Consider the following 20272-nt stretch of genomic DNA (forward strand, 5'->3'; position numbering starts at 1 on the left):
AGTTCATGTCCCCGAGCAAATGCTGGCTCTTTTGAACTGACTGTTTAGATCGTTAATGCTTGCTGCGCGGGAAGGAGACGCCGCCACTGGCCTGGAGAAGAGCCTCAGCCGTCTTTCGGGCAACTTCTGCGGGCCTTGCTTCCGGCCGCAGCACCGATCCGGCAAGCGCGCCTTCATAGAGAACGAGCAATTGCTCGCTGAGGTCATCATGGGTAGGGCCGGGCGGGACGAGCCGGCCGAAGAGTTCGCGAAGAAATGCCTTATGCTCGTACGCCACGTTGCGCACGGCGACCGAGCCGGGATTTTCCGTTACCGCGATGAGGAAAGCGCAGCCGCGGAAAGTTTCGCTGCGTGTCTTGTCGGCCAGGCTGTCGAAGATGGAGAGAACGGCCGGCGCATCGCTTTTGCCGGCGATCAGCGTCTCCAGTTGGCCGCTGACCAACGCATGGCGGTGCCTGAGATAGGTAACGATGAGATCTTCTTTGCCGCCGAAATGGCGGTAGAGGGTCGCGCGGGCAATCTTCAGTTCCCGAACGATCTCGTCGATGCCGACCAGATATGTTCCGCGCCGGTAGAAAAGATCGCTAATCGCATTGATGATTGTCTCGCGAAGCGGAAACTGAGCAGCTGTGGAAGGCATGAGGACCCAAAGAGAGAGACGGAACGTTCTTTCTCAGAGAAGACCACTATTGAAATGGATTTTATAGATTTAATTTTTTCAATTCGGCGCGCGCGTTGAAAAATCCTCCGCCCGAGACGCCGCTTTGGTCGACTCCTCCCGAGCGCCTGCCTGGCAACCCGCCTCAACGGGTCGTCGTCACCAAATCGGCTGAGGCGACGAGATTGCTGGGGGCGCGTGTCTTCTTGAATTTCAGCGTCACGACCTTGTAGCCTTCGGCTTCGAGTTTCGAAAGCAGGGCCGGCAGCATCGTTGCGGTGCGCCTGTGGATGTCGTGCATCAGAATGATGCCGCGGCCGCGTTTGTGCAGCAGGTCCATGGTCCGCTGCGTCACCGAGACCGGCGTCCCGGTGAAATAATCCTTGCTGTCGATATCGACATCCATGACCACCATCTCGTGCATGGCGATTGCGGCGCGCAGCTTGTGGCTCTCGGCAAGATAGGGGAAGCGGAAGAAGGAGACATCCGTTCCGGTCGCCTTCGTCACCGCCATCTCGCCTTTCATCACTTCGGCCATCGCGGCGTCGAAACTCAGCGCATTCAGATTGGCGTGCCGGTAGGTGTGGCTGCCGATCGTGTTGCCGTCCATCGCCACTTTGCGGGCGAGCGCCGGATGCATTTCGGCCATCTGGCCGACCATCATGAAGGCGCCTTTGACGCCGAACTGGTCGAGGGTTGCCAGTACCTTATCCGTCCGCCCGGGCACTGGACCATCGTCGAAGCTCAGGATCACTTCCTTCTTGTCGAGCTTGAGATCTGCAAGTGAGGAGACCTCCAGCGTCCGCCCCGCCAGATGATGCGGGCCGGCAAGGAGCGGCGCTGCGGCATCATCGTCGCTCTTGTCGGTCGGCTTCTGCCCTTCGGGCGCAATGACCGAGGAGGTCTTGATCGATGTATCGGGAGTTTGTCTGGTCGTGCTGCAAGCGGTGAGGGCAGCTGTCAGGGCGATGCAGGACAGAACGAGAAAGCGGTGCATGAAAGGGCTCAACAAATCAGTAATGAATGTTGAGGCAACCTTTCGAATTATGGTTAACGATCGGTTGAGATCGGCCGGAATTGTGCCGAAACGCGGCGCTTCGCCGCGTTTCATTGATGGCTGTGGCTATCCTGCCATCGCCTCTTCATATTCGGCCGACAGCATCAGCCAATCTTCTTCGGCGGCGGCGAGTTTTGCCGCGGCTTCGCCGCGCTGCTTTGCCTTCTCGGCGGCCTTGGCGGGCGTTTTCTCATAGAGGGCGGGGTCTGCAAGTTCTGCATCAAGCGCCTGAATCTGTTTCTCCAGCTTGGCCGTCAAGGATTCGATTTCGTTGATCTTTTTCCTGAGCGGCGTCAGCGAGGCGCGCTTTTCCGCATTGAGCTTGCGCTGGTCGGCCTTCGATGTCGTCTCGTCGGCAGCCTGCGGCTTCTCTTCTTTTTTTCTGCCGGAGCTGACGATCAGGTCCCGGTATTCGTCCATGTCGCCTTCGAAACTGGTGACGGTGCCGCCATTGACCAGCCAGAGGCGGTCGACCGTCGCCTCGATCAGATGGCGGTCGTGCGAGATCAGGATGACCGCGCCGTCGTAGTCGTTCAGCGCTTCGATCAACGCGCGGCGGCTGTCGATATCGAGATGGTTGGTCGGCTCGTCGAGGATGAGCAGGTTCGGCGCATGGAAGGCGGCAAGCCCCATCAGCAGGCGGGCCTTTTCGCCGCCGGAAAGGTCCTTGGCGGCGGTTGCCATCTTCTCCGTCGCCAGTCCCATCTGCGCGACGCGGGCGCGCACCTTGGCCTCCGGCTCGGCGGGCATCAGCCGGCGCACATGCTCCACCGCCGACTGCTCAGGAATGAGGTCGTCGAGCTGGTGCTGGGCGAAGAAGCCGATCTTCAGGCCCGGCGCGAGCTTGAGCTCGCCGCTTTCCGGCGCGAGCCGGCCGGAGATGAATTTGGCGAAGGTCGATTTGCCGTTACCGTTCGAGCCGAGCAGGGCGATGCGGTCGTCATTGTCGATGCGCAGGCTGAGGTTCTTCAGGATCGGCTTGCCGGGCGCATAGCCGACGGCGCCGCCCTGGATTGCCACGATCGGCGAGGCCGGCTGCTTCTCCGGCTCGGGGAAGGTGATCGGCTGCACATGGTCCTCGATGACGGCAGCAACCGTCCCCATGCGCTCGAGCGCCTTGACGCGCGATTGCGCCTGGCGCGCCTTCGAGGCCTTGGCCTTGAAGCGGTCGATGAAGCTCTGCAGATGCTTGCGCGCCGCTTCGTTTTTCGCCTTGGCTTTCGTCTGCAATTCGTCGGCTTCCGCCTTCTGCCGCTCGAACTGGTCGTAATTGCCGCGGTAGAAGGTGAGCTTCCTCTGGTCGAGATGCACGATGGAATTGACCGCGTTGTTCAAGAGGTCGCGGTCGTGGCTGATGATGATGACGGTGTGCGGATAGCGGCGGATATAGTCCTCCAGCCACATCGTACCTTCGAGATCGAGATAGTTGGTCGGCTCGTCGAGCAGAAGCAGATCCGGCTCGGCAAACAGCACGGCCGCAAGCGCCACGCGCATGCGCCAGCCGCCGGAGAAGGAGGAGGCGGGACGGGCTTGCGCAGCCTGATCGAAGCCTAGGCCGGCGAGAATGCTTGCCGCGCGCGCTTCGGCCGAATGCGCGTCGATATCGACGAGGCGCATCTGGATTTCGGCGATGCGGTGCGGATCGCTCGCCGTTTCCGCTTCGGCAAGCAGTGCCGCGCGTTCCTTGTCGGCCGCAAGCACGATCTCGATCAGCGAATCCTCGGTTCCGGGCGCTTCCTGCGCCACCTGGCCGATGCGCGCGCCCTTCGGGATCGACACCGATCCGGTCTCCGCGCTGAGATCGCCGGTGACGACGCGAAACAGCGTGGACTTGCCGGCGCCATTGCGCCCGACGAGGCCTGCCTTCGTGCCCGAAGGCAAAGAGACGCTGGCATTGTCGAGAAGCAGGCGTCCGGCGATGCGGGCGGAAATGTCTGTGATCGTGATCATGGCCGGCGTTTTGGCCGAAAGCGCCCGTCAAGGCAAGAGTGCTTCACCAAGACGGGAGCGCATGTCTCACGGCCTCAGCGGCCGAAAGCCTGCACCGGCAGGCGGCGGTTCGACTGCGCTGCGAGAAGTGCCACGCGCGCATTGGCCTGCAACTGTCCCGGCGTTGCCGCATCGGCGCTCAGCGCCACGCCGATCGAGACGGTGAGCCTGCCGGGATCGGCCTTGTCCGAAGTCGAGAAGACGAGATTGTCCTCGACGGAGCTGCGCAGCCGCTCGGCGATCGCCATGGCATCCTGCATGCCGACATTGGAAAACAGGAAGCCGAATTCATCGGCCTCGGTGCGGGCGACGAAATCGTTCTTCTTGATGGATTTGCGGAAGAGGCCGGCGAGCTTCTTCAGGAGCTTGTTGCCGGCCTGCGTGCCGTACCGGTCGTTGAGGTCGGCGAAATTGTCGATATCGACCATGAGCAGCGCGCAGCCGGCCGCCCCCTCTTCGCGTTCGTAGAGTTCCGATATCACCCGGTTGAACGCGACGCGGTTCGCGAGCCCGGTGATCCTGTCGGCAACAGCGGCCGACTGCATCGCCGAAATGCCGCGCTCCAGCACTTCCAGCGCCTTGATGTCTTCCTGCAGCCTGGCGCCGATCTCCATCTCGGCCGACAGCACCGCCGTCAGTGAGGCGGAGAGGTAATCGATCTCGCTGATGAAGGCGGCAAGGCTCTGGTCCTCCTGGCCCGAGACGGACTTCAGGATCTGGCCGCAGGCACGCGCAAAGGCATTCTTGTGCTTGAGACCTTCGGCAAGCCGCTCGGCAACCTCGCGCAGCATCCGGCTCGCTTCGTTCCGTGACGTCTCACCTGCCAGCCCGCAATGGCCGACGAGGCGGTATTTCAGCCCGAGTTCGTCGAGCATCGCCTGTTGCGGCTGGGGCCCAAGCGCCGCGATATCCTGCGCCAGGCCCGGATTGAGCCCGATGATCGCCTCGTGGAAGAGTTCATAGTTGCGCGGCAGTGCGGCAACGTTGAGGCGCGCCATGTGCTGGGCGATCCTCTGGATATCAGCCATCGGCGCCGGGCGCACGACCTCGCGCGCCACCAATGCGTTTGCGCTTGCATTCTGCATGACGATCCCTCGCGGCCCGGCCTCATTTCTCATCTTCCGCTATGCCCGCAAGCTTTTAAAAGAGGCTGAATTTGCGAAGGGAAGCGCCGGATTGGCGAGGAGAACCGGCAAAGGCGGTTAATTCAGTCTTGATGGACGCTGCTGCCTCACACCCATTCGCGGCCCTCGCTGCGCAGGAAATAGATGAGATCAAGCCGGAGGCTCGGCTTGCCGAGCGCCGTCAGGGTCATGTGGCATTGGCCGCGATGATGGGTCTGGTGGTTGAAGAAATGCGCAAGCGCAGTCCACAATGGCTGGGTGACTCCGATTGGTTGCGTCACCGGCGTATAGGTGAAGTCGGCGGCAAGGGCTGTCTCGTCAAGCGTGCCCGTCCAGGCCATGATCCGCTCGTCCTCTGTGTCGCGTGCAGCGGCAAGCGCATCCAGCTCTTCGAAGAGCACGGCATCGAGAGTCATCGGCGCATCGCCGGTGCCGGTGAAGCGCTTCATCCATATCCGGTCGGCGACGAGCAGATGATTGAGCGTGCGATGGAGCGAGCCGAAGAAGGCGCCGCGGTCGCTGCGGAATTCCGCAGCGGTGAGTTCGGCCGCAGCCGCATAGACTTGGGCGTTGGCCCAGCGATTATAGGCGGCGAACATCCTGTAATGTCTGAGCATCCGGTCTCCCTTGTCGTCGCGGCAGTCTAGCCCGTTTTCCGGCAAATCGCAGTGATGTGCCCATGAAATTTCCTGATTTGATCGCAGCCGCTTTCTGTCGTGGAATGGCCGGAGCTTCGATCTCGAAAGGACTGTCATGACCAGAGCCCTCTATTCCCTCTGCGGCGCCGATGAACGGCGCTTCTTCTCACCCCATTGCTGGAAGGTGGTGATGGCACTGGCGCATAAGGGGCTCGATTTCGAGGAGATTCCGACGACCTATACCCGCATCCGCGCGATTGGCGGCGGTGTCTCCCCGACCTTACCGGTGCTCGATGACAACGGCCGGCTGATCCCGGATAGTTTCGCGATCGCCCTTTATCTGGAGGAGGCTTATCCCGAGCGGCCGTCGCTCTTCAACGGTGAAGGCGGCAAGGCGCTGTCGCGCATGGTGGAAGGCTATTCCCAGATGATCATCCATCCGGCAATCATGCGGATCGCCCTTCTCGACATCCATGCGATCCTCGATGAGGGAGACAAAGCCTATTTCCGCGAAAGCCGCGAGGTGAGGCTCGGCAATCCGCTGGAAGTGGTTGCCGCCGACAGCGAGGCGGAGAAGGCGGCTTTTGCCGCCAAGCTGGAGCCGCTCCGGCATATGCTGAAGTTCCAGCCCTTCATCGGCGGCCAATCACCGCTCTTTGCCGACTATATCGTCTTCGGCGCCCTGCAATGGCTGCGTGTCTGCGCCGGCCTTGCCATGCTGGCCGCCGGCGATCCCGTCATGGCCTGGTTCGAGCGCTGCCTCGATCTCCATGAGAGCCGGGGCCGGACTGTGACAGCGGCGTGAAATTGCCGCCGGCCTCTTGTTTTCGGGCGTGGGGGCGGATAAAGACCGCCCACTTTCCCCGAGAAACAAGAGGATTTGACTATGGCGATTGAACGCACCTTCTCGATGATCAAGCCTGACGCAACCAAGCGCAACCTGACGGGCGCCATCACCAAGATGCTCGAAGATGCCGGCCTGCGCGTCGTCGCCTCCAAGCGCGTCTGGATGAGCCGCCGCGAAGCTGAAGGCTTCTACGCCGTTCACAAGGATCGCCCCTTCTTCGGCGAACTCGTCGAAGGCATGACCTCCGGCCCGACCGTCGTCCAGGTCCTGGAAGGCGAAGGCGCTATCCTCAAGAACCGCGAAATCATGGGCGCGACCAACCCGGCAAACGCTGACGAAGGCACGATCCGCAAGGTTCACGCCCTTTCGATCGGCGAAAACTCCGTCCACGGCTCGGATGCTCCGGAAACGGCTGCCCAGGAAATCAAGTACTGGTTCTCCGATACCGAAGTCGTCGGCTGAGGCCACGCTTCGGCATTGCCTCGCAATGCCTTGAATTGACTCTCGAAAGCCGGGGCCATGCTCCGGCTTTTTCTATGCTCGTTCTATTCCGGGCATTTGTCGGTGTTCGAAAAATCGACGCTCCCGTCCGGCTTGAAGACCTCCGGGTTCTTTTCATAAAGCGCACCGACGACGAGCGGCTTGCTCGGCAGCACCGTCTGGTCCAGATCGGATCGGAACTCAGTCTTCAATTGCTGCAGCACCTTGCCGTCCTTGTCGACCAGCCGGACATTCACCGTATAGGGCCGGTCCTTGCGCACGCAATGGAGGTTTTCGCTCTGCAGCGCGATCTTGTCGTCGATCGGATAGATTTTCTGGTTCAGCACCAGCGGGGCGCCGCCTTGCGGATTTTCGAATTCGGCGATGATGAGAGAACCATCGGGAATGGGGCCGGTCTTCTTCAGCGTCAGCAGATAGGTGGCGCTCGCGACGCGATAGTTGAAGACGAAGAGATGGCCGGTGACTTCGACGAGGTTTTCGGCCTGGCGCTGGCAGGCGGACAGCAGAAGGGCGGCGGTGGCCGCCATCATGATCCAATGGTTTCTCATGGCGTCTCCTCCTTCTTGCGGCGATAATGCCGGTTCGCCTTGGCGCGGTTGCCGCAGACCGCCATGTCGCACCAGGCGCGGCTCCTGTTCTTGCTGCGATCGATGAACAGCCAGCCGCAATTGCCGCAGATCTTCATGCGCTCCGGATCGGGCATGGCGATCAGCCGGAGCACGGAATGGGCGGTCGCGGCGGCCAGGCCGCCGGGGCTTGCGCCACGCAGCGTCTTCGCCAGCGCTTCCAGCAGGCCGGCCAGCAACTGGTCGCCGCCGCTGTTCTGTATACGCTCGCGGAAATAGAGGTCGATCGCTTCCCTTAGAGCGAGGAAATCCGCCTCGTTCTCCTCAGCCACCGGCGTGATGTCGCCGAAGAGGGCGCGTTCGGCGCAGAATTCGGCGGCAGCGCTGGGAAAGCTGCGCATCTGGTCCCTGACCGCAAAACGGTCGATCCGCCGCCTGGCATCGTGGCGCAGGACGACGCTGTTGGCGACATCGAGCGCCAGTGCGCCGCCGGCAAAGCGGTGAGGGGTCCAGGAAAAGCTCATGATGAAATTATAACTGGCTAAACATGTTTTACCAGTTATAATTTTGCTGACGCGGAGTGTCCGGAATGGCCTATCTTCTGCAGCAGCTGGCGAATGCGGTTCCGCTTGCCGCCCTCTATGCCGCGCTCGCCTTCGGTTATGCCGTCGCCTTCGGCGTGACGAAGCGCGTCGATATCACCTATGGCGCGATCTTCGCCTTTTCGGGCCAGATCCTGCTGCTCTTCACGGAACTCGCTTTCGTCAGGTTCTGGCTAGTGCTGCCGGCGGCTTTGGCCGTCGGGGCCTGCGCCTCCATCGCCTATTCGGTGGGCGCAGGCTTATGGATCGGCCGCTCGATCATGATGCCGCTGGTCAAGAAGTCGCCGAACACGGTCATCGTCGCCGCCCTCGGCATGATGATCGTGCTGATGGAGACTGCCCGGCTTGCCGCCGATACGCGGGCCATCTGGCTGCCGCCGTTCCTGAACGATGTCGTCGTCTTCTGGAGCGACGGCCCGTTCAAGGTGACGCTCACTTATATCCAGCTGGTCGATACGGCGCTGATGTCAGCACTCGTCGCGATCGGCGCGCTGATCCTGAGGCGCACGGCCTGGGGCCGCATCTGGCGGGCCGTCACCGACGATCCGCTGGCCGCCGAGCTTTGCGGCACCAGCGCCGACCGCGTCTTTCTCGTCGCTTATGCGGCAGCCAGCCTCGTCGCCACGATCTGCGGCATCCTGGCGACCTTCTACTACGGTTCGATGGATTTCGGCGCCGGTCTGATGTTCGGGCTGAAAGTGCTGCTGATCGCAGCCGTCGGCGGCTATTCCGATCCGCTGCGCTCGGCGGGCGGGGCCGCCGGGCTCGCGGTCGTCGAAACCCTCTGGGGCGCCTACGGCCCCTTCGTCTGGCGGGATCTCGTCATCTTTTCGCTGCTCGTCCTGCTCCTAGTCATGAGCCGCAGGGAGCGGGTAGTGCTCTGACTACTTCCACTTGTCGCGTGCCGCATCGTCGGCGTCTTTCGCCGCGACCCAATCGCCGCTAGCGCCATCCTTGCCGTGCTCCTTCTTCCAGAAGGGGGCGGCGGTCTTCAGGAAATCCATGACGAAATTGGCCCCGTCGAACGCCGCCTGCCGGTGCGGCGCGGCTGCGACGACGAGCACGATGTTCTCGCCGGGGGCGATCTTGCCGTAGCGGTGGATGGCGGTGAGCCCGAGCAGCCCGAAACGGGCGATGGCGAGATCGCCGATGCGGGTCATCTCGGCTTCGGCCATGCCGGGATAATGCTCGAGTTCGAGGGCCGCGAGCGTCCCGCCTTCATCGCGGCAGAGGCCGGAGAAGGTCACGACGGCGCCGATGCCGGCTTTGCCCTTGGAGAGGAGATCGACTTCGGCTTGCAGGTCGAAGTCTTCGCGTTGGACGCGGATGGTGGGGGTGACGGTCACAGCGAAATCCTCCGCTGCTTTGATGCGCTGCCATATCCCCACCCACCCTCATTCCTGTGCTTGTCACAGGAATCCAGTGCGCCCAAGTCCTTGGGCGCGGGAGACAGTATTCGCCCTCGAAGGAAGTCATTCACCGCGCGGACGCGCGGTGGCTGGATTCCTGTGACAGGCACAGGAATGAGGGAGAGAAAGGAAGACGCAGTCGTACCCATTGGCAGCTTTCCGAAGCCCAAGCGGGCCGAGTTTACCCCCCCGTCATCGGCGGAAAGATCCCGATCTCCCGCGCGCCCGATATCGGTTCGTCATGCTCGACATGTTCCATGTCGAGCGCAACGCGGATCACCTCGGGATATTGAAGCGCCGTCTCATATTCTTCGCCCAGCGTCTTCAAATGATTCAGGAGATCGGCGACGGTGACGACGGAGGAGGGGAGGTCGATCTCCTCCTCGCCCTTGCCGATGCGCTCGCGCACCCATGCGAAATAGACCAGCCGCGTCATTCTTCGTCGTCCACGATATGTTTCAGCCCGGCGCGGAAATAGTCGTAGCCGGTATAGATGGTCAGCAGCGCCGCGATCCACAGAAGCGCGATGCCGGTCTGTGTCGTATAAGGGAAAATCTCATCGCCGGCCGGGCCGGCGAGCAGGAAGGCGATGGCGACCAGTTGCAGCGTCGTCTTCCATTTGGCGATCCGCGTCACCGGCACGCTGACCTTCAGCGCCGCCAGATATTCGCGCAGGCCTGAAACCAGGATCTCGCGGCAGAGAATGATGATCGCCGCCCAGATCGACCAGCCGGCGATAGTCTGGTCGGCTGCGACAAGCAAAAGGATCGAGGCGACCAGCAGCTTGTCGGCGATCGGATCGAGCATGCGGCCGATATTCGACGTCTGGTTCCAGATGCGCGCGAGATAGCCATCGAGGAAATCGGTGATCGAGGCGATGACGAAGATCCACAGCGCCACCCAGCGCGCCGTATTGCTGATCGACAGCCTGCCCTCGACGAAGAAGCAGAGAACGATCAGCGGCACGGCGAGGATGCGGCCGTAGGTCAGAAGATTGGGAATGCTGTACGCACGCGATGCCATGGGATCGTTCTCTGAATTGATGCGCCGCTCCAGCGCCGCGCGTCTTTTCAGACGCATGAAGGACGCTGCAACACTTTAAATCCTCGCATCGTGCTTTCCTGATATCGATTCCGATTTTTCGGCCCGATGCGGGTAGATGACGGCTTTGACCGCGGACCGTCAACATTCTTTCTGTCTTTTCACTGCCTTTGCGTGGAATTTGCGACGCCGGCCCGTTATTTCGCGGCGTCGTCGTGGAAATGGTTATAGACCTGCCTGGCGACGGCTTCCGATATGCCTTCCACCGTCATCAGGTCGGACAAGGCGGCGCGTGAAACCGCCTTCGCCGTGCCGAAATGCTGAAGCAGCGCGCGTTTGCGCGACGGGCCGATGCCGCCGATCTCGTCGAGCGGATTCTTGACCATTTCCTTCTTGCGCCGCGCCCGGTGCGAGCCGATCGCAAAACGATGCGCCTCGTCGCGCATGCGCTGGATGAAGTAGAGCACCGGGTCGCGCGGCGGCAGCGTGAAGCTCTCGCGCCCCGGCGGGAAGAAGCGCTCGCGCCCGGCATCGCGGTCGACACCCTTGGCGATGCCGATCGCCGTCACGCTCTCGGTGATGCCGAGCTCGGCCAGGATCGCGCGCACGGCGGTCATCTGCCCCTGGCCGCCGTCGATCAGGATCACGTCGGGCCAGGCGGGGAAGGGCATGTCGGCGGCGTCGGCGGCGGCTGCCTGCGCCGTCCGGTCGGGAATGCCTTCCTCCTTGATCAGCCGCGAGAACCGCCGGGTCATCACCTCCTTCATCATCCCGAAGTCGTCGCCGGGGGTGATGTCGGTCGATTTGATGTTGAACTTGCGGTACTGGTTTTTCACGAAGCCTTCCGGCCCCGCCACCACCATGCCGCCGACGGCATTGGTGCCCATGATGTGCGAGTTGTCGTAGATCTCGATGCGCTGCGGCGCATAGCCAAGCCCGAAAGTTTCCTTGAAGCCTTCGAGCAGGCGCGATTGCGATGCCGTCTCGGCAAGCTTTCGCCCATGCGCCTCGCGCGCATTGCCGACCACGTGCTCGACGAGATCGCGTTTCTCGCCGCGCTGCGGCACGAGAATGGATACCTTGTGGCCGGCCTTTTCGCTGAGCGCCGCGGCGAGAAGCTCCAGCTCCTCGACCGTTTCCGACAGCATGATCTGCTTCGGCACCGGCTTGTCGTCATAGAACTGCGCGAGGAAGGCATTCAGCACTTCGGCGCTTGATAGTTGCGGGTCGGCCTTTGGAAAATAGGCGCGGTTGCCCCAATTCTGACCTGTGCGGAAGAAGAACACCTGGATGCAGGAAACGCCGCCTTCGTGATGGATGGCGAAAACGTCAGCCTCCTCGACGCCGGCCGGATTGATGCCCTGGTGGCTCTGCACATGCGAGAGTGCCGCCAGGCGGTCGCGATAGATCGCGGCCCTTTCGAAATCGAGATCCTCGGCCGCCTGGTTCATGGCTTCCGCCATGTGCGACTTCACCTTCTGGCTCTTGCCGGACAGGAAGTCTTTCGCCTCCTGCACCAGCTCGGCGTAGCCCTCGTCGCTGACCTCATGCGTGCAGGGCCCGGAACAGCGCTTGATCTGGTAGAGCAGGCAGGGCCGCGTGCGTGTCTCGAAGACGCTGTCGGTGCAGGTGCGGATCAGGAAGGCGCGCTGCAGCGAATTGATCGTCCGCCCGACCGCGCCGGCCGAAGCGAAAGGCCCGAAATAGTCGCCCTTTCGAGCCCGCGCGCCGCGATGCTTGAAAATGGCAGGCGCCCGGTGATCGCCGGTGATGAGGATATAGGGAAACGACTTGTCGTCGCGCAGCAGCACGTTAAAGCGCGGCCGCAAGCGCTTGATCAGATTCGCTTCCAGCAGCAGCGCTTCGGTTTCCGTGCGCGTCGTCACGAATTCCATGTTCGCCGTCTGCCGCACCATCTGGGCGATGCGGTTGGAGTGGACGCGGCCGACGGCGTAATTGCCGACGCGCTTCTTGAGGCTGCGCGCCTTGCCGACATAGAGCACGTCGCCCTCGGCATTGAACATGCGGTAGACGCCGGGGCTGTTCGGCAGGCGCTTGACGAACTCGCCGATCAGTTCGGCGCCGATGAGCCCGGTCTCGTTCAGGCTGCCGGCGTTCCAGTCGACCGCTGCCGCAAGCGGCGAGGCGGAAACGTCGCCTTCCGCCTCGATATCGTCTTCGCTCTCGTCCGTATCGTCGTAGAGAACGCCGCCATCCGGCAGCTTTCGTCCGTTCATTCCTTAATCTCCGCCACGTCGGGCGTCTGCCAGGCAAGGTGCTGGCCGCCGTCGAGGGCAATCATCTGGCCGGTGATCGAGGGCGTGTCGTAAAGGAAGCGAATCGTTTGCCCGAATTCTTCCAGTGCCGGCCCTCGCTGCAGGATAAGGGCTGAGACCTGCGCTTGGAAGTCCTCCAACGACTGCCGCTCGCTCGGCATCGAGGGACCGGGGCCGATGGCGTTGACACGGATGCGCGGCGCCAAGGCCTGGGCAAGCGTCTGCGTTGCCGTCCACAGCGCGGATTTGGAGAGCGTATAGGAATAGAAACTGGGCCTCAGCGCCCAGACCCGCTGGTCGATGATGTTGACGATCAGCCCCGCGGCCTCGGCCGGCATCTGCTGCGCGAAGGCCGCCGCAAGGATCGAGGGCGCGCGCACATGAAGGTCGAAGTGCAGCGCCCATGTGGCTGCGTTGAAACCGCGCGCGGAATCATGCTGGAAGACCGACGCATTATTGACGAGCAGATCGAGCGGTCCGAGCGCTTCCGATGCCTTAGCGACCAGTTCGCCCGCTTCACTGACATCGGTAAGATCGGCCTGCAGCGCGAGCGCCCTTTGTCCCTTTCGCCGCAATTCCGCCGCCAGCTCCTCGGCTTCGCCGAGGGAGCCGTTCGCGTGGATCGCAACGGAAAAGCCATTTGCAGCAAGGTCTTCGGCGATTGTCCGGCCTATTCTCTTGGCAGCCCCTGTTATGAGGGCTGAGCGAAGTCTTTTGTGGTTCAAAATCTTGCCTTCTGGTCCCGCGAGTCTGTGTGCAACCTATATAGGGGCCGGCGGAGATTATATAAATAGGTGGCTGCGGTTGCATCCGAGGCCGGGATATTCTATGTATTATTTAAGAATGCGATTTCTTAAAATAAGTATTTATAGTTTAACTTACCAGTAAGGTTAATGAATTGTATGTTGCGCGCAAGCAACATCGAATTTCGGCCATGCGGCAGCCACAATGATATCACAATTTGGCTCTTTCAAATCCGCAATTCAGTTCCAATTTCAGTCTCGATCCGGAAGGGACATCTGGCAATTTCCCCGCCAATGCTTCGCTGAGAGACAGATGATAAGCGGCGCGGGACTGAAAGGAGAAAAGTATGCGTGTACTCATTGCTGGCCTCATGGCCTCCGCTTTTGCGATTGCGGGCGTTTCGGTAGCTCAGGCCGCCGATGCGGTCGATCAGGTTCCGGAAGCACCGGTTGCCCAGGACGCACCGGTCAAGCCTGCCGGCAACTGGGAGGGCTTCTATCTCGGCGGCGCCGGCACTTACAACATGGGTGACTTCGGTTCCGATCGCCACACCTACGGTTTCGGCGGCCAGGTCTTCACCGGCTACAACTGGCAGCAGGGCCAGATCGTTTACGGCGTTGAATCCGATCTCGGCTACAGCGGCGACGACGTTTCCGAAGGCGGCGTCAAGAACAAGTATGGCTGGAACGGCTCCGTCCGTGGCCGCGTCGGCTACGACATGAACCCCTTCCTGCTGTACGGCACGGCTGGTCTGGCTCTCGGCAACGTCAAGGTTTCCGACGGCACGTCCGACGAAAGCAAGACGAACGTCGGCTATACGGTCGGCGCCGGTGTCGAAGCCTTCGTGACCAACAACATCACGACGCGCCTGGAATATCGCTACACCGACTACCAGAGCAAGGATTACGATCTCGACTCCGGCAGCTTCTCGCGCGGTTACGACGAGAACAGCGTCAAGCTCGGTATCGGCGTCAAGTTCTAAGCCGATCGACCCTTCCGAACATACAGAAGCCGGGCTCATCGCCCGGCTTTTTGCTGCTTGCCCGTTGCTTGCAGGCGCTTTGTGATTTCCGGATCAGGCGCTGGCCTTGAGTTCGCGATGGGCGGGAAATTTCTTTTCGAATTGCGCCAGCCAGTCGATCAGCGGCGCGTGATCGGCTTCCCACTGGTCCTTGAAGCGCAGGTCGAGATAGTCGAGCGTGGCGGCCAGCGCGAAATGTCCGCCATTGAGCCCCTTGCCGAGTTTCGGCGGCTTGGCGCCGAGATGGGCGAGCCCCGCCGTCACCTTCTTCCATTGCCGGTCGATCCAGGGCTGGTGAACCTTCTCCTCCTCGCGGAAGCGGCGCTCGTAGACGATCGTCAGCAGGCAGTCGCAGATGCCGTCGCAAAGCGCTTCGAGGACTTCCGCATCCGTGCGCTTGCCCTTCTTGGAGGGATAGAGCCCGCCCTTCGTCAGCCGGTCGAAATAATGCATGATCGCGACGCTGTCGAAGATCGAGGCTCCGTCATCGGTCAGAAGCGTCGGGATCTTGCCGAGCGGATTGTTGTCCACCAGGATCGCCGGTCCGGTATTGGTGTCGACCCGGATGGCGTCGACCTCGATACCCAAAAAGTGCGCGGCCATCCGCACCTTGCTGGAATAGGGCGAGGCTGGTGAGCAAAGAAGCTTCATGGGACACCTGACAAGATTGTGGCTAATGCATGCGCCCAAAAGTGTGCAGCGGTTTTGGGCGATGCGCTCTGGCGCGGACTATCCCCGAAGCTAGCGCATAACCCCGAAAATCAAAACGATTTTCGGAAAGGATTATGCGCAAATTCAAAGTGCTACAGCGTCCTTTGCGCGCCTGAAAGACGCGCGGCGCTGTAGTCCCCGGTCAATCGTCCTTGACCGTCTTGCTCTCGCCGCGCAGCCAGAAGGCGCGGTGCGAGGCGAAGCGGTCCTGCGCCAGGTGGTCCTTCAGCGCCGGCAGCATCTGGTGCAGTTCGTCCTTCAGTGTGAAGGGCGGATTGACGATGACGAGGCCGGAGCCGGTCAGTCCCGTCGTGCCGCGGTCGCTGCGCACGGTGAGTTCGGCGCAGAGCATTTTCGGAATATCGAGCGCCTGCAGCGTCTCGTGGAATTCCTTGATCGACGCGCCTTTCTTCAGCGGATACCACAGGCAATAGGTGCCGCCGGGAAAGCGGCGATAGGCTTTTTCCAGCCCGGCAGCCAGGCGCTGATATTCGTCCTCTTCCTCGAAAGCCGGATCGACGAGCACGATGCCGCGCTTTTCCTTCGGCGGCAGATGCGCGCCGAGTGCTAGCCAGCCGTCGAGCTCGGTGATGCGGGCGTGGTGATCGCCCTCGAAAAGCCGGTGCAGGCGGGCATAATCCTCAGGATGCAGTTCCATCGCCGACAGCCGGTCCTGCGGTCGGAACAGCATGCGCGCAAGCTTCGGCGATCCGGGATAGAAGCGGATGCCGCCCTCGGGATTGAGTTCGCGGATGGTCGAGAGGTAAGGTTCCAGCAGTTCGGAAACCTGCGGCCCGAGTTCCGCCTGCATCAGCTTGCCGATACCCTCAAGCCATTCTCCGGTCTTCTGCGCTTCCTCGGAGGAGAGGTCGTAGAGCCCGATGCCGGCATGCGTGTCGAGCACCCGGAATGCCGCGTCCTTCTTCTGCATGTAGCGGATCAGCCGCGCCAGCACGGCATGTTTCAGCACATCGGCAAAATTGCCCGCATGATAGATGTGGCGGTAGTTCATTTTCGCTGATGTCCGTATGAATTCGCGTTATCGGGAGTTTTTGTGGCTTTTGGCCTTAGAAGCCTTGCAATATACAAAGGCCATGAACATTGCGACCCCCATCCACGCCAAATCCCCGAAGCTGGACAGCAAGATCGGCCACACGGCCTGTCCGCATGACTGTCCTTCCACCTGCGCGCTCGAGGTCGAGATATCGGAGGATGGCCGCATCGGCCGCGTGCGCGGCGCAAACGATCATTCCTATACGTCGGGCGTCATCTGCGCCAAGGTCGCCCGCTATGCCGAACGGCTCTACAATCCCGACCGGCTGATGCATCCCCTGCGCCGCGCCGGCGCCAAGGGGGCAGGGCAGTGGCAGCAGATTTCCTGGGAGAATGCGCTTGACGAGATCGCCGAAGCCTTCGTGAAGGCCGAGGCGAGAGACGGTAGCGAGGCGATCTGGCCCTATTTCTACGCCGGCACCATGGGCTGGGTGCAGCGCGACTCGATCGATCGCCTGCGTCATGCCAAGCGTTATTCCGGCTTCTTCTCCTCGATCTGCACCAACCCCGCCTGGACCGGATTCACTGTGGCGACCGGTGTACTGCGCGGGCCGGATCCGCGTGAGATGGGCCGCACCGATTGCGTCGTCATCTGGGGCACCAATGCGGTCTCGACCCAGGTCAACGTGATGACCCACGCCATCAAGTCCCGCAAGGAACGCGGCGCGAAGATCGTCGTCATCGACATCTACGATAACCCGACGATGAAGCAGGCCGACATGGCCCTGATCGTCAAGCCGGGCACCGACGCCGCACTTGCCTGCGCCATCATGCACATCGCCTTCCGCGACGGCTACGCCGATCGGGACTATATGGCGAAATACGCCGATGATCCCGCCGGTCTCGAAGCGCATCTGAAGACGAAGACGCCGCAATGGGCGGCTGATATCACCGGCCTTTCGGTCGAGGAGATCGAAGCCTTCGCGCGCCTCGTCGGCACGACGAAAAAGACCTTCTTCCGTTTGGGTTATGGCTTCACCCGCCAGCGCAACGGCGCGGTCGCCATGCATGCGGCGGCTTCGATCGCCACCGTCCTCGGCTCCTGGCAATATGAGGGCGGCGGGGCCTTCCATTCGAACACCGATATCTTCCGCATGAACAATGCGGAATTGACCGGCCGGTCGATGAAGGATGCCGATATCCGCGTGCTCGACCAGTCGCAGATCGGCCGGGTGCTGACCGGCGATGCGGTGGCGCTGCGCCATCGCGGTCCGGTGACGGCGATGCTGATCCAGAACACCAATCCCGCCAACATCGCCCCTGAACAGCGCCTCGTCAGACGCGGCTTCGCCCGCGACGATCTCTTCGTCGCCGTCCACGAGCAGTTCATGACCGAAACGGCCGATATCGCCGACATCGTGCTGCCGGCGACGATGTTCGTCGAGCACGACGATATTTACCGCGCCGGCGGGCAGAACCACATTCTGCTGGGGCCGAAGCTGGTCGAGCCGCCGCCAAGCGTGCGCACCAACCTCTTCGTCATCGAGGAGCTGGCAAAACGCCTCGGCGTCGCCGACCGCCCCGGCTTCGGCTTCACCGCCCGCGAAATGATCGACCGCGTTCTGAAATCGAGTGACCTGCCGGATTACGACCATTTCCTCGAACACAAATGGTTCGATCGCCAGCCGGCTTTCGAGGACGCCCATTTCCTGAACGGCTTTGCCCATCCCGACGGCAAGTTCCACTTCCGCCCGGACTGGATCAACCAGCCGGCGCCGAACAAGCCGCCGGCCGCGATCGGCGTGCTCGGGCCGCATGCCGAGCTGCCTGTATTCCCCGATCAGGTCGATGTCATCGAAGTCGCCGATCCCGAGCACCCCTTCCGTCTCGCCACGTCGCCGGCCCGCAACTTCCTGAATTCGAGCTTTTCCGAAACCAAGACCTCGCGTCAGAAGGAAGGCCGTCCGGAAGTGATGATCAATCCGTCAGATGCCGAAGCCAGCGGCATCGGCCATGGCGATCTCGTCCGCATCGGCAACGGCCGCGGCGATCTGCGCATCCACGCCCGCGTCACCACCGAGGTGAAGCCGGGCGTGCTCATCGCCGAGGGGCTCTGGCCGAACAAGGCGCATGTCGACGGTGAGGGCATCAATGTGCTGACGGGCGCAGATCCGGTCGCGCCTTATGGCGGGGCGGCCGTACACGACAATAAGGTCTGGCTTCGCAAGGACATAGCATGATGCAGCCGAAATCACGGGTGAAAATCGTCAGCGAGGAAACCCTGTCGAATGGGTGGACGCGGCTGACCAGCTACCTGCTTGACTATATCGACCGCAGGGGCGCGACCCAAAGGTTGAAGCGGGAAGTCTACCACCGCACGCAGGCTGCCTGCATCCTGCTCTACGATCCCAAGCGCGACCTCGTCGTCCTCGTCCGTCAGTTCCGCCTTCCTGTCCATCTGCATGGCGATCCCGCCTGGACAATCGAGGTGCCGGCCGGTCTTCTCGACGACGATCATCCCGAGGCGGCGATCCGCCGCGAGGCGATGGAGGAAACCGGCTATCACCTGCGCGATGCCCGCTTCCTTTTCAAAGCCTATTCTTCACCGGGCTCGGTCACCGAAGTCGTTCATTTCTTCGCCGCCCTGATCGACACTGCCGATCGCGTCGCGGAAGGTGGCGGACTGGATGAGGAGCATGAGGACATCGAGGTTCTCGAAATCCCGCTCGACGAGGCCGCCCGGATGATCGAAACCGGCGAGATCTTCGACGCCAAAACGATCATGCTGTTGCAATGGGCTTTGTTGAACAGGGGCAGGCTTCAATAGCGCCCAAATTTCATACGAGTGTCACGAAGCAGTTCTAAGCGCTGCGGCTTGTCGATCATCGGATACGGTCAGGAGAAAGCCCATGTGGCTCAGCAATTTCACCCTCGTTCTCCCAAACGAGGTGGTGAGTGAAGGTTCCGTGCGTGTCGAGGATGGCATGATCGCCGAGATCAGGCCGGAGCCGGTCGCGGCTGCCGCCATCGATGGCGGCGGGCGGCTGCTGATGCCGGGATTTGTCGACCTGCATGGCGACATGATCGAGCGCGAGATCGCGCCGCGGCCGAACGCGACCATGCCGATCGATTTCGGCATCCACGAACTCGACAAGAAGCTTGCCGCCGCCGGTGTCACCACGGCCTTTGCCGCCGTCTCCTTCGCCACCGAAAGCGTCTACGGCCACGTCCGCTCGCTGGAGACGACGTCGGCCGTGATCGAGGGCATCAACCGGTTGCGTAACGATCTGCTGATCGACCATCGCGTCCACGCCCGCTATGAAATCACCAATGTCGGTGCGGCGCCCGTGCTCGAACGTCTGCTGAACGCCGATGAGATCGATATGGTCTCGCTCACCGACCACACGCCGGGCCAGGGCCAATACAACAACCTGCAGAGCTATATCCTCAGCATCTCCGAGCGCCGCGCCATCTCCGAGGAAATGGCCGCCGAGATCGTCGCCAAGCGCATCGCCATGCGCAACAATCCCGAGATCGAAGCCAAGCTGAAGGAGATCGTCGCGCTGTCGCTGAAGCACAAGCTGTCGCTTGCCTCGCATGACGACGACAGCGTCGAGAAGGTCGCCGAAATGCATGATCTCGGCGTCACGATCAGCGAATTTCCTGTCACCGCGCCTGCGGCCGAAGAAGCCCGCCGCCGTGGCCTCTGGACGCTGATGGGCGCTCCGAACGCCCTGCGCGGCCAGTCGATGTCCGGCAATCTCAGCGCGCTTGCTGCCGCCAAGGCAGGGCTGCTCAGCGTCATCGCCGCCGATTATCACCCGGCCGCCTTCGTCCCCGGCATCTTCAAGCTCGCCGACATGGTGGAAGGCGGCTTCCCCGCAGCCGTCGCCATGGCGACCGGCAATGCCGCCCGCTCCGCCGGCCTCCTCGACCGTGGCGAGATCGCTCTCGGCCAGCGCGCCGATCTGGTCGTGGTCGAGCCGGGCGACATCAACCGCATCCGCGCCACCTTCCGCGCCGGCCGCTTCGTCTACAGCGACGGCACGCTGCATCCGCTGCGGGCGATAGCGGCTTGACGCAATTCACCTAAAA

General features: G+C 62.0%; 21 protein-coding genes. 7 read left to right on the forward strand and 14 right to left on the reverse strand.

The features are described 5' to 3' along the window. Positions 1-52: 52 nt before the first annotated feature. The 5 genes from ATY78_RS09250 to ATY78_RS09270 form a co-directional block, all read right to left on the reverse strand. On the reverse strand, positions 53-640 hold the full coding sequence (locus ATY78_RS09250; RefSeq protein ID WP_088682044.1) for a TetR/AcrR family transcriptional regulator: 588 nt from the start codon (positions 638-640) through the stop codon (positions 53-55). Between the two features lie 163 nt (positions 641-803). Then, entirely contained in the window at positions 804-1655 is an 852-nt protein-coding gene (locus tag ATY78_RS09255; RefSeq protein WP_088682045.1) for a polysaccharide deacetylase family protein, read from the reverse strand. A 126-nt stretch (positions 1656-1781) separates the two neighbouring features. Continuing rightward, positions 1782-3665 carry an ABC-F family ATP-binding cassette domain-containing protein gene (locus tag ATY78_RS09260; protein WP_088682046.1) on the reverse strand — a complete coding sequence of 628 codons (1884 nt, stop codon included), beginning with the start codon at positions 3663-3665 and terminating at the stop codon, positions 1782-1784. Between the two features lie 74 nt (positions 3666-3739). After that, positions 3740-4789: a GGDEF domain-containing protein gene (locus tag ATY78_RS09265; protein WP_088682047.1), complete on the reverse strand. Its 1050-nt coding sequence runs from the start codon at positions 4787-4789 to the stop codon at positions 3740-3742. Positions 4790-4935: 146 nt separating this feature from the next. Then, the gene (locus ATY78_RS09270) at positions 4936-5445 is read right to left on the reverse strand and encodes a DinB family protein (protein WP_088682048.1); all 510 of its coding nucleotides are present in this window, start codon (positions 5443-5445) and stop codon (positions 4936-4938) included. Between the two features lie 136 nt (positions 5446-5581). Here ATY78_RS09270 and ATY78_RS09275 point away from each other — a divergent pair, with 136 nt between their 5' ends. After that, positions 5582-6271, forward strand: a complete 690-nt coding sequence (locus tag ATY78_RS09275; protein ID WP_088682049.1) for a glutathione S-transferase family protein — start codon at positions 5582-5584, stop codon at positions 6269-6271. An 81-nt stretch (positions 6272-6352) separates the two neighbouring features. Continuing rightward, positions 6353-6775: a nucleoside-diphosphate kinase gene (ndk, locus tag ATY78_RS09280; RefSeq protein WP_003574140.1), complete on the forward strand. Its 423-nt coding sequence runs from the start codon at positions 6353-6355 to the stop codon at positions 6773-6775. Positions 6776-6858: 83 nt separating this feature from the next. On the opposite strand, the gene ATY78_RS09285 is transcribed toward ndk, so the two are convergent. Beyond that, the gene (locus ATY78_RS09285; protein ID WP_088682050.1) at positions 6859-7362 is read right to left on the reverse strand and encodes a hypothetical protein; all 504 of its coding nucleotides are present in this window, start codon (positions 7360-7362) and stop codon (positions 6859-6861) included. Next, positions 7359-7904 carry a CGNR zinc finger domain-containing protein gene (locus ATY78_RS09290; protein WP_088682051.1) on the reverse strand — a complete coding sequence of 182 codons (546 nt, stop codon included), beginning with the start codon at positions 7902-7904 and terminating at the stop codon, positions 7359-7361. The genes ATY78_RS09285 and ATY78_RS09290 overlap by 4 nt, the downstream gene beginning before the upstream one ends. Positions 7905-7969: 65 nt before the next feature. Between ATY78_RS09290 and ATY78_RS09295 the strand changes: the two genes are divergently transcribed. After that, positions 7970-8866, forward strand: a complete 897-nt coding sequence (locus ATY78_RS09295; protein WP_088682052.1) for a branched-chain amino acid ABC transporter permease — start codon at positions 7970-7972, stop codon at positions 8864-8866. Here the strand turns inward: ATY78_RS09295 and ATY78_RS09300 are convergent, their stop codons facing one another. The 5 genes from ATY78_RS09300 to ATY78_RS09325 form a co-directional block, all read right to left on the reverse strand. Further along, on the reverse strand, positions 8867-9328 hold the full coding sequence (locus tag ATY78_RS09300) for a molybdenum cofactor biosynthesis protein MoaE (protein ID WP_088682053.1): 462 nt from the start codon (positions 9326-9328) through the stop codon (positions 8867-8869). Positions 9329-9572: 244 nt separating this feature from the next. After that, on the reverse strand, positions 9573-9827 hold the full coding sequence (gene moaD, locus ATY78_RS09310; protein ID WP_088682055.1) for a molybdopterin converting factor subunit 1: 255 nt from the start codon (positions 9825-9827) through the stop codon (positions 9573-9575). Further along, positions 9824-10414 carry a CDP-diacylglycerol--glycerol-3-phosphate 3-phosphatidyltransferase gene (pgsA, locus tag ATY78_RS09315; protein WP_088682097.1) on the reverse strand — a complete coding sequence of 197 codons (591 nt, stop codon included), beginning with the start codon at positions 10412-10414 and terminating at the stop codon, positions 9824-9826. Before pgsA ends, moaD begins: the two co-directional genes overlap by 4 nt. A 215-nt stretch (positions 10415-10629) precedes the next feature. Continuing rightward, positions 10630-12669 (reverse strand): excinuclease ABC subunit UvrC, encoded by a 2040-nt coding sequence (gene uvrC / locus ATY78_RS09320; RefSeq protein ID WP_088682056.1) that lies wholly within the window; start codon positions 12667-12669, stop codon positions 10630-10632. Further along, entirely contained in the window at positions 12666-13433 is a 768-nt protein-coding gene (locus tag ATY78_RS09325; RefSeq protein ID WP_088682057.1) for an SDR family oxidoreductase, read from the reverse strand. Before ATY78_RS09325 ends, uvrC begins: the two co-directional genes overlap by 4 nt. Before the next feature lie 365 nt (positions 13434-13798). Here ATY78_RS09325 and ATY78_RS09330 point away from each other — a divergent pair, with 365 nt between their 5' ends. Further along, complete coding sequence (locus tag ATY78_RS09330; RefSeq protein WP_088682058.1) at positions 13799-14434, forward strand: outer membrane protein; 636 nt, start codon at positions 13799-13801, stop codon at positions 14432-14434. A 93-nt stretch (positions 14435-14527) separates the two neighbouring features. Here the strand turns inward: ATY78_RS09330 and ATY78_RS09335 are convergent, their stop codons facing one another. Further along, positions 14528-15124: a glutathione S-transferase gene (locus tag ATY78_RS09335; protein WP_088682059.1), complete on the reverse strand. Its 597-nt coding sequence runs from the start codon at positions 15122-15124 to the stop codon at positions 14528-14530. A 202-nt stretch (positions 15125-15326) separates the two neighbouring features. Beyond that, on the reverse strand, positions 15327-16196 hold the full coding sequence (locus ATY78_RS09340) for a 23S rRNA (adenine(2030)-N(6))-methyltransferase RlmJ (protein WP_088682060.1): 870 nt from the start codon (positions 16194-16196) through the stop codon (positions 15327-15329). Between the two features lie 16 nt (positions 16197-16212). Between ATY78_RS09340 and ATY78_RS09345 the strand changes: the two genes are divergently transcribed. The 3 genes from ATY78_RS09345 (at position 16213) to ATY78_RS09355 (ending at position 20256) form a co-directional block, all read left to right on the forward strand. Beyond that, positions 16213-18417 (forward strand): molybdopterin oxidoreductase family protein, encoded by a 2205-nt coding sequence (locus ATY78_RS09345; protein ID WP_088682061.1) that lies wholly within the window; start codon positions 16213-16215, stop codon positions 18415-18417. After that, a complete protein-coding gene (locus ATY78_RS09350; RefSeq protein ID WP_088682062.1) occupies positions 18414-19004 on the forward strand; it encodes an NUDIX domain-containing protein in 591 nt (196 codons plus the stop codon). Before ATY78_RS09345 ends, ATY78_RS09350 begins: the two co-directional genes overlap by 4 nt. 82 nt (positions 19005-19086) lie before the next feature. After that, positions 19087-20256 (forward strand): alpha-D-ribose 1-methylphosphonate 5-triphosphate diphosphatase, encoded by a 1170-nt coding sequence (locus ATY78_RS09355; RefSeq protein ID WP_088682063.1) that lies wholly within the window; start codon positions 19087-19089, stop codon positions 20254-20256. The last annotated feature ends 16 nt before the right edge of the window (positions 20257-20272 follow it).

This window comes from Rhizobium sp. R635 (assembly GCF_002211285.1).
In the GTDB taxonomy this organism is placed as follows: Bacteria; Pseudomonadota; Alphaproteobacteria; order Rhizobiales; family Rhizobiaceae; genus Rhizobium.

Excerpts from the sequence above, each read along its gene's own strand:
- ATY78_RS09255 (WP_088682045.1), bottom strand. The coding sequence starts at position 1,655 with ATGCACCGCTTTCTCGTTCTGTCCTGCATCGCCCTGACAGCTGCCCTC.
- pgsA (WP_088682097.1), bottom strand. The coding sequence starts at position 10,414 with ATGGCATCGCGTGCGTACAGCATTCCCAATCTTCTGACCTACGGCCGC.
- ATY78_RS09270 (WP_088682048.1), bottom strand. The coding sequence starts at position 5,445 with ATGCTCAGACATTACAGGATGTTCGCCGCCTATAATCGCTGGGCCAAC.
- ATY78_RS09275 (WP_088682049.1), top strand. The coding sequence starts at position 5,582 with ATGACCAGAGCCCTCTATTCCCTCTGCGGCGCCGATGAACGGCGCTTC.
- ATY78_RS09250 (WP_088682044.1), bottom strand. The coding sequence starts at position 640 with ATGCCTTCCACAGCTGCTCAGTTTCCGCTTCGCGAGACAATCATCAAT.
- moaD (WP_088682055.1), bottom strand. The coding sequence starts at position 9,827 with ATGACGCGGCTGGTCTATTTCGCATGGGTGCGCGAGCGCATCGGCAAG.
- ATY78_RS09355 (WP_088682063.1), top strand. The coding sequence starts at position 19,087 with ATGTGGCTCAGCAATTTCACCCTCGTTCTCCCAAACGAGGTGGTGAGT.
- ATY78_RS09350 (WP_088682062.1), top strand. The coding sequence starts at position 18,414 with ATGATGCAGCCGAAATCACGGGTGAAAATCGTCAGCGAGGAAACCCTG.
- ATY78_RS09290 (WP_088682051.1), bottom strand. The coding sequence starts at position 7,904 with ATGAGCTTTTCCTGGACCCCTCACCGCTTTGCCGGCGGCGCACTGGCG.
- ATY78_RS09345 (WP_088682061.1), top strand. The coding sequence starts at position 16,213 with ATGAATTCGCGTTATCGGGAGTTTTTGTGGCTTTTGGCCTTAGAAGCC.
- ATY78_RS09285 (WP_088682050.1), bottom strand. The coding sequence starts at position 7,362 with ATGAGAAACCATTGGATCATGATGGCGGCCACCGCCGCCCTTCTGCTG.
- ATY78_RS09265 (WP_088682047.1), bottom strand. The coding sequence starts at position 4,789 with ATGCAGAATGCAAGCGCAAACGCATTGGTGGCGCGCGAGGTCGTGCGC.
- uvrC (WP_088682056.1), bottom strand. The coding sequence starts at position 12,669 with ATGAACGGACGAAAGCTGCCGGATGGCGGCGTTCTCTACGACGATACG.
- ATY78_RS09295 (WP_088682052.1), top strand. The coding sequence starts at position 7,970 with ATGGCCTATCTTCTGCAGCAGCTGGCGAATGCGGTTCCGCTTGCCGCC.
- ATY78_RS09260 (WP_088682046.1), bottom strand. The coding sequence starts at position 3,665 with ATGATCACGATCACAGACATTTCCGCCCGCATCGCCGGACGCCTGCTT.
- ndk (WP_003574140.1), top strand. The coding sequence starts at position 6,353 with ATGGCGATTGAACGCACCTTCTCGATGATCAAGCCTGACGCAACCAAG.
- ATY78_RS09340 (WP_088682060.1), bottom strand. The coding sequence starts at position 16,196 with ATGAACTACCGCCACATCTATCATGCGGGCAATTTTGCCGATGTGCTG.
- ATY78_RS09330 (WP_088682058.1), top strand. The coding sequence starts at position 13,799 with ATGCGTGTACTCATTGCTGGCCTCATGGCCTCCGCTTTTGCGATTGCG.
- ATY78_RS09335 (WP_088682059.1), bottom strand. The coding sequence starts at position 15,124 with ATGAAGCTTCTTTGCTCACCAGCCTCGCCCTATTCCAGCAAGGTGCGG.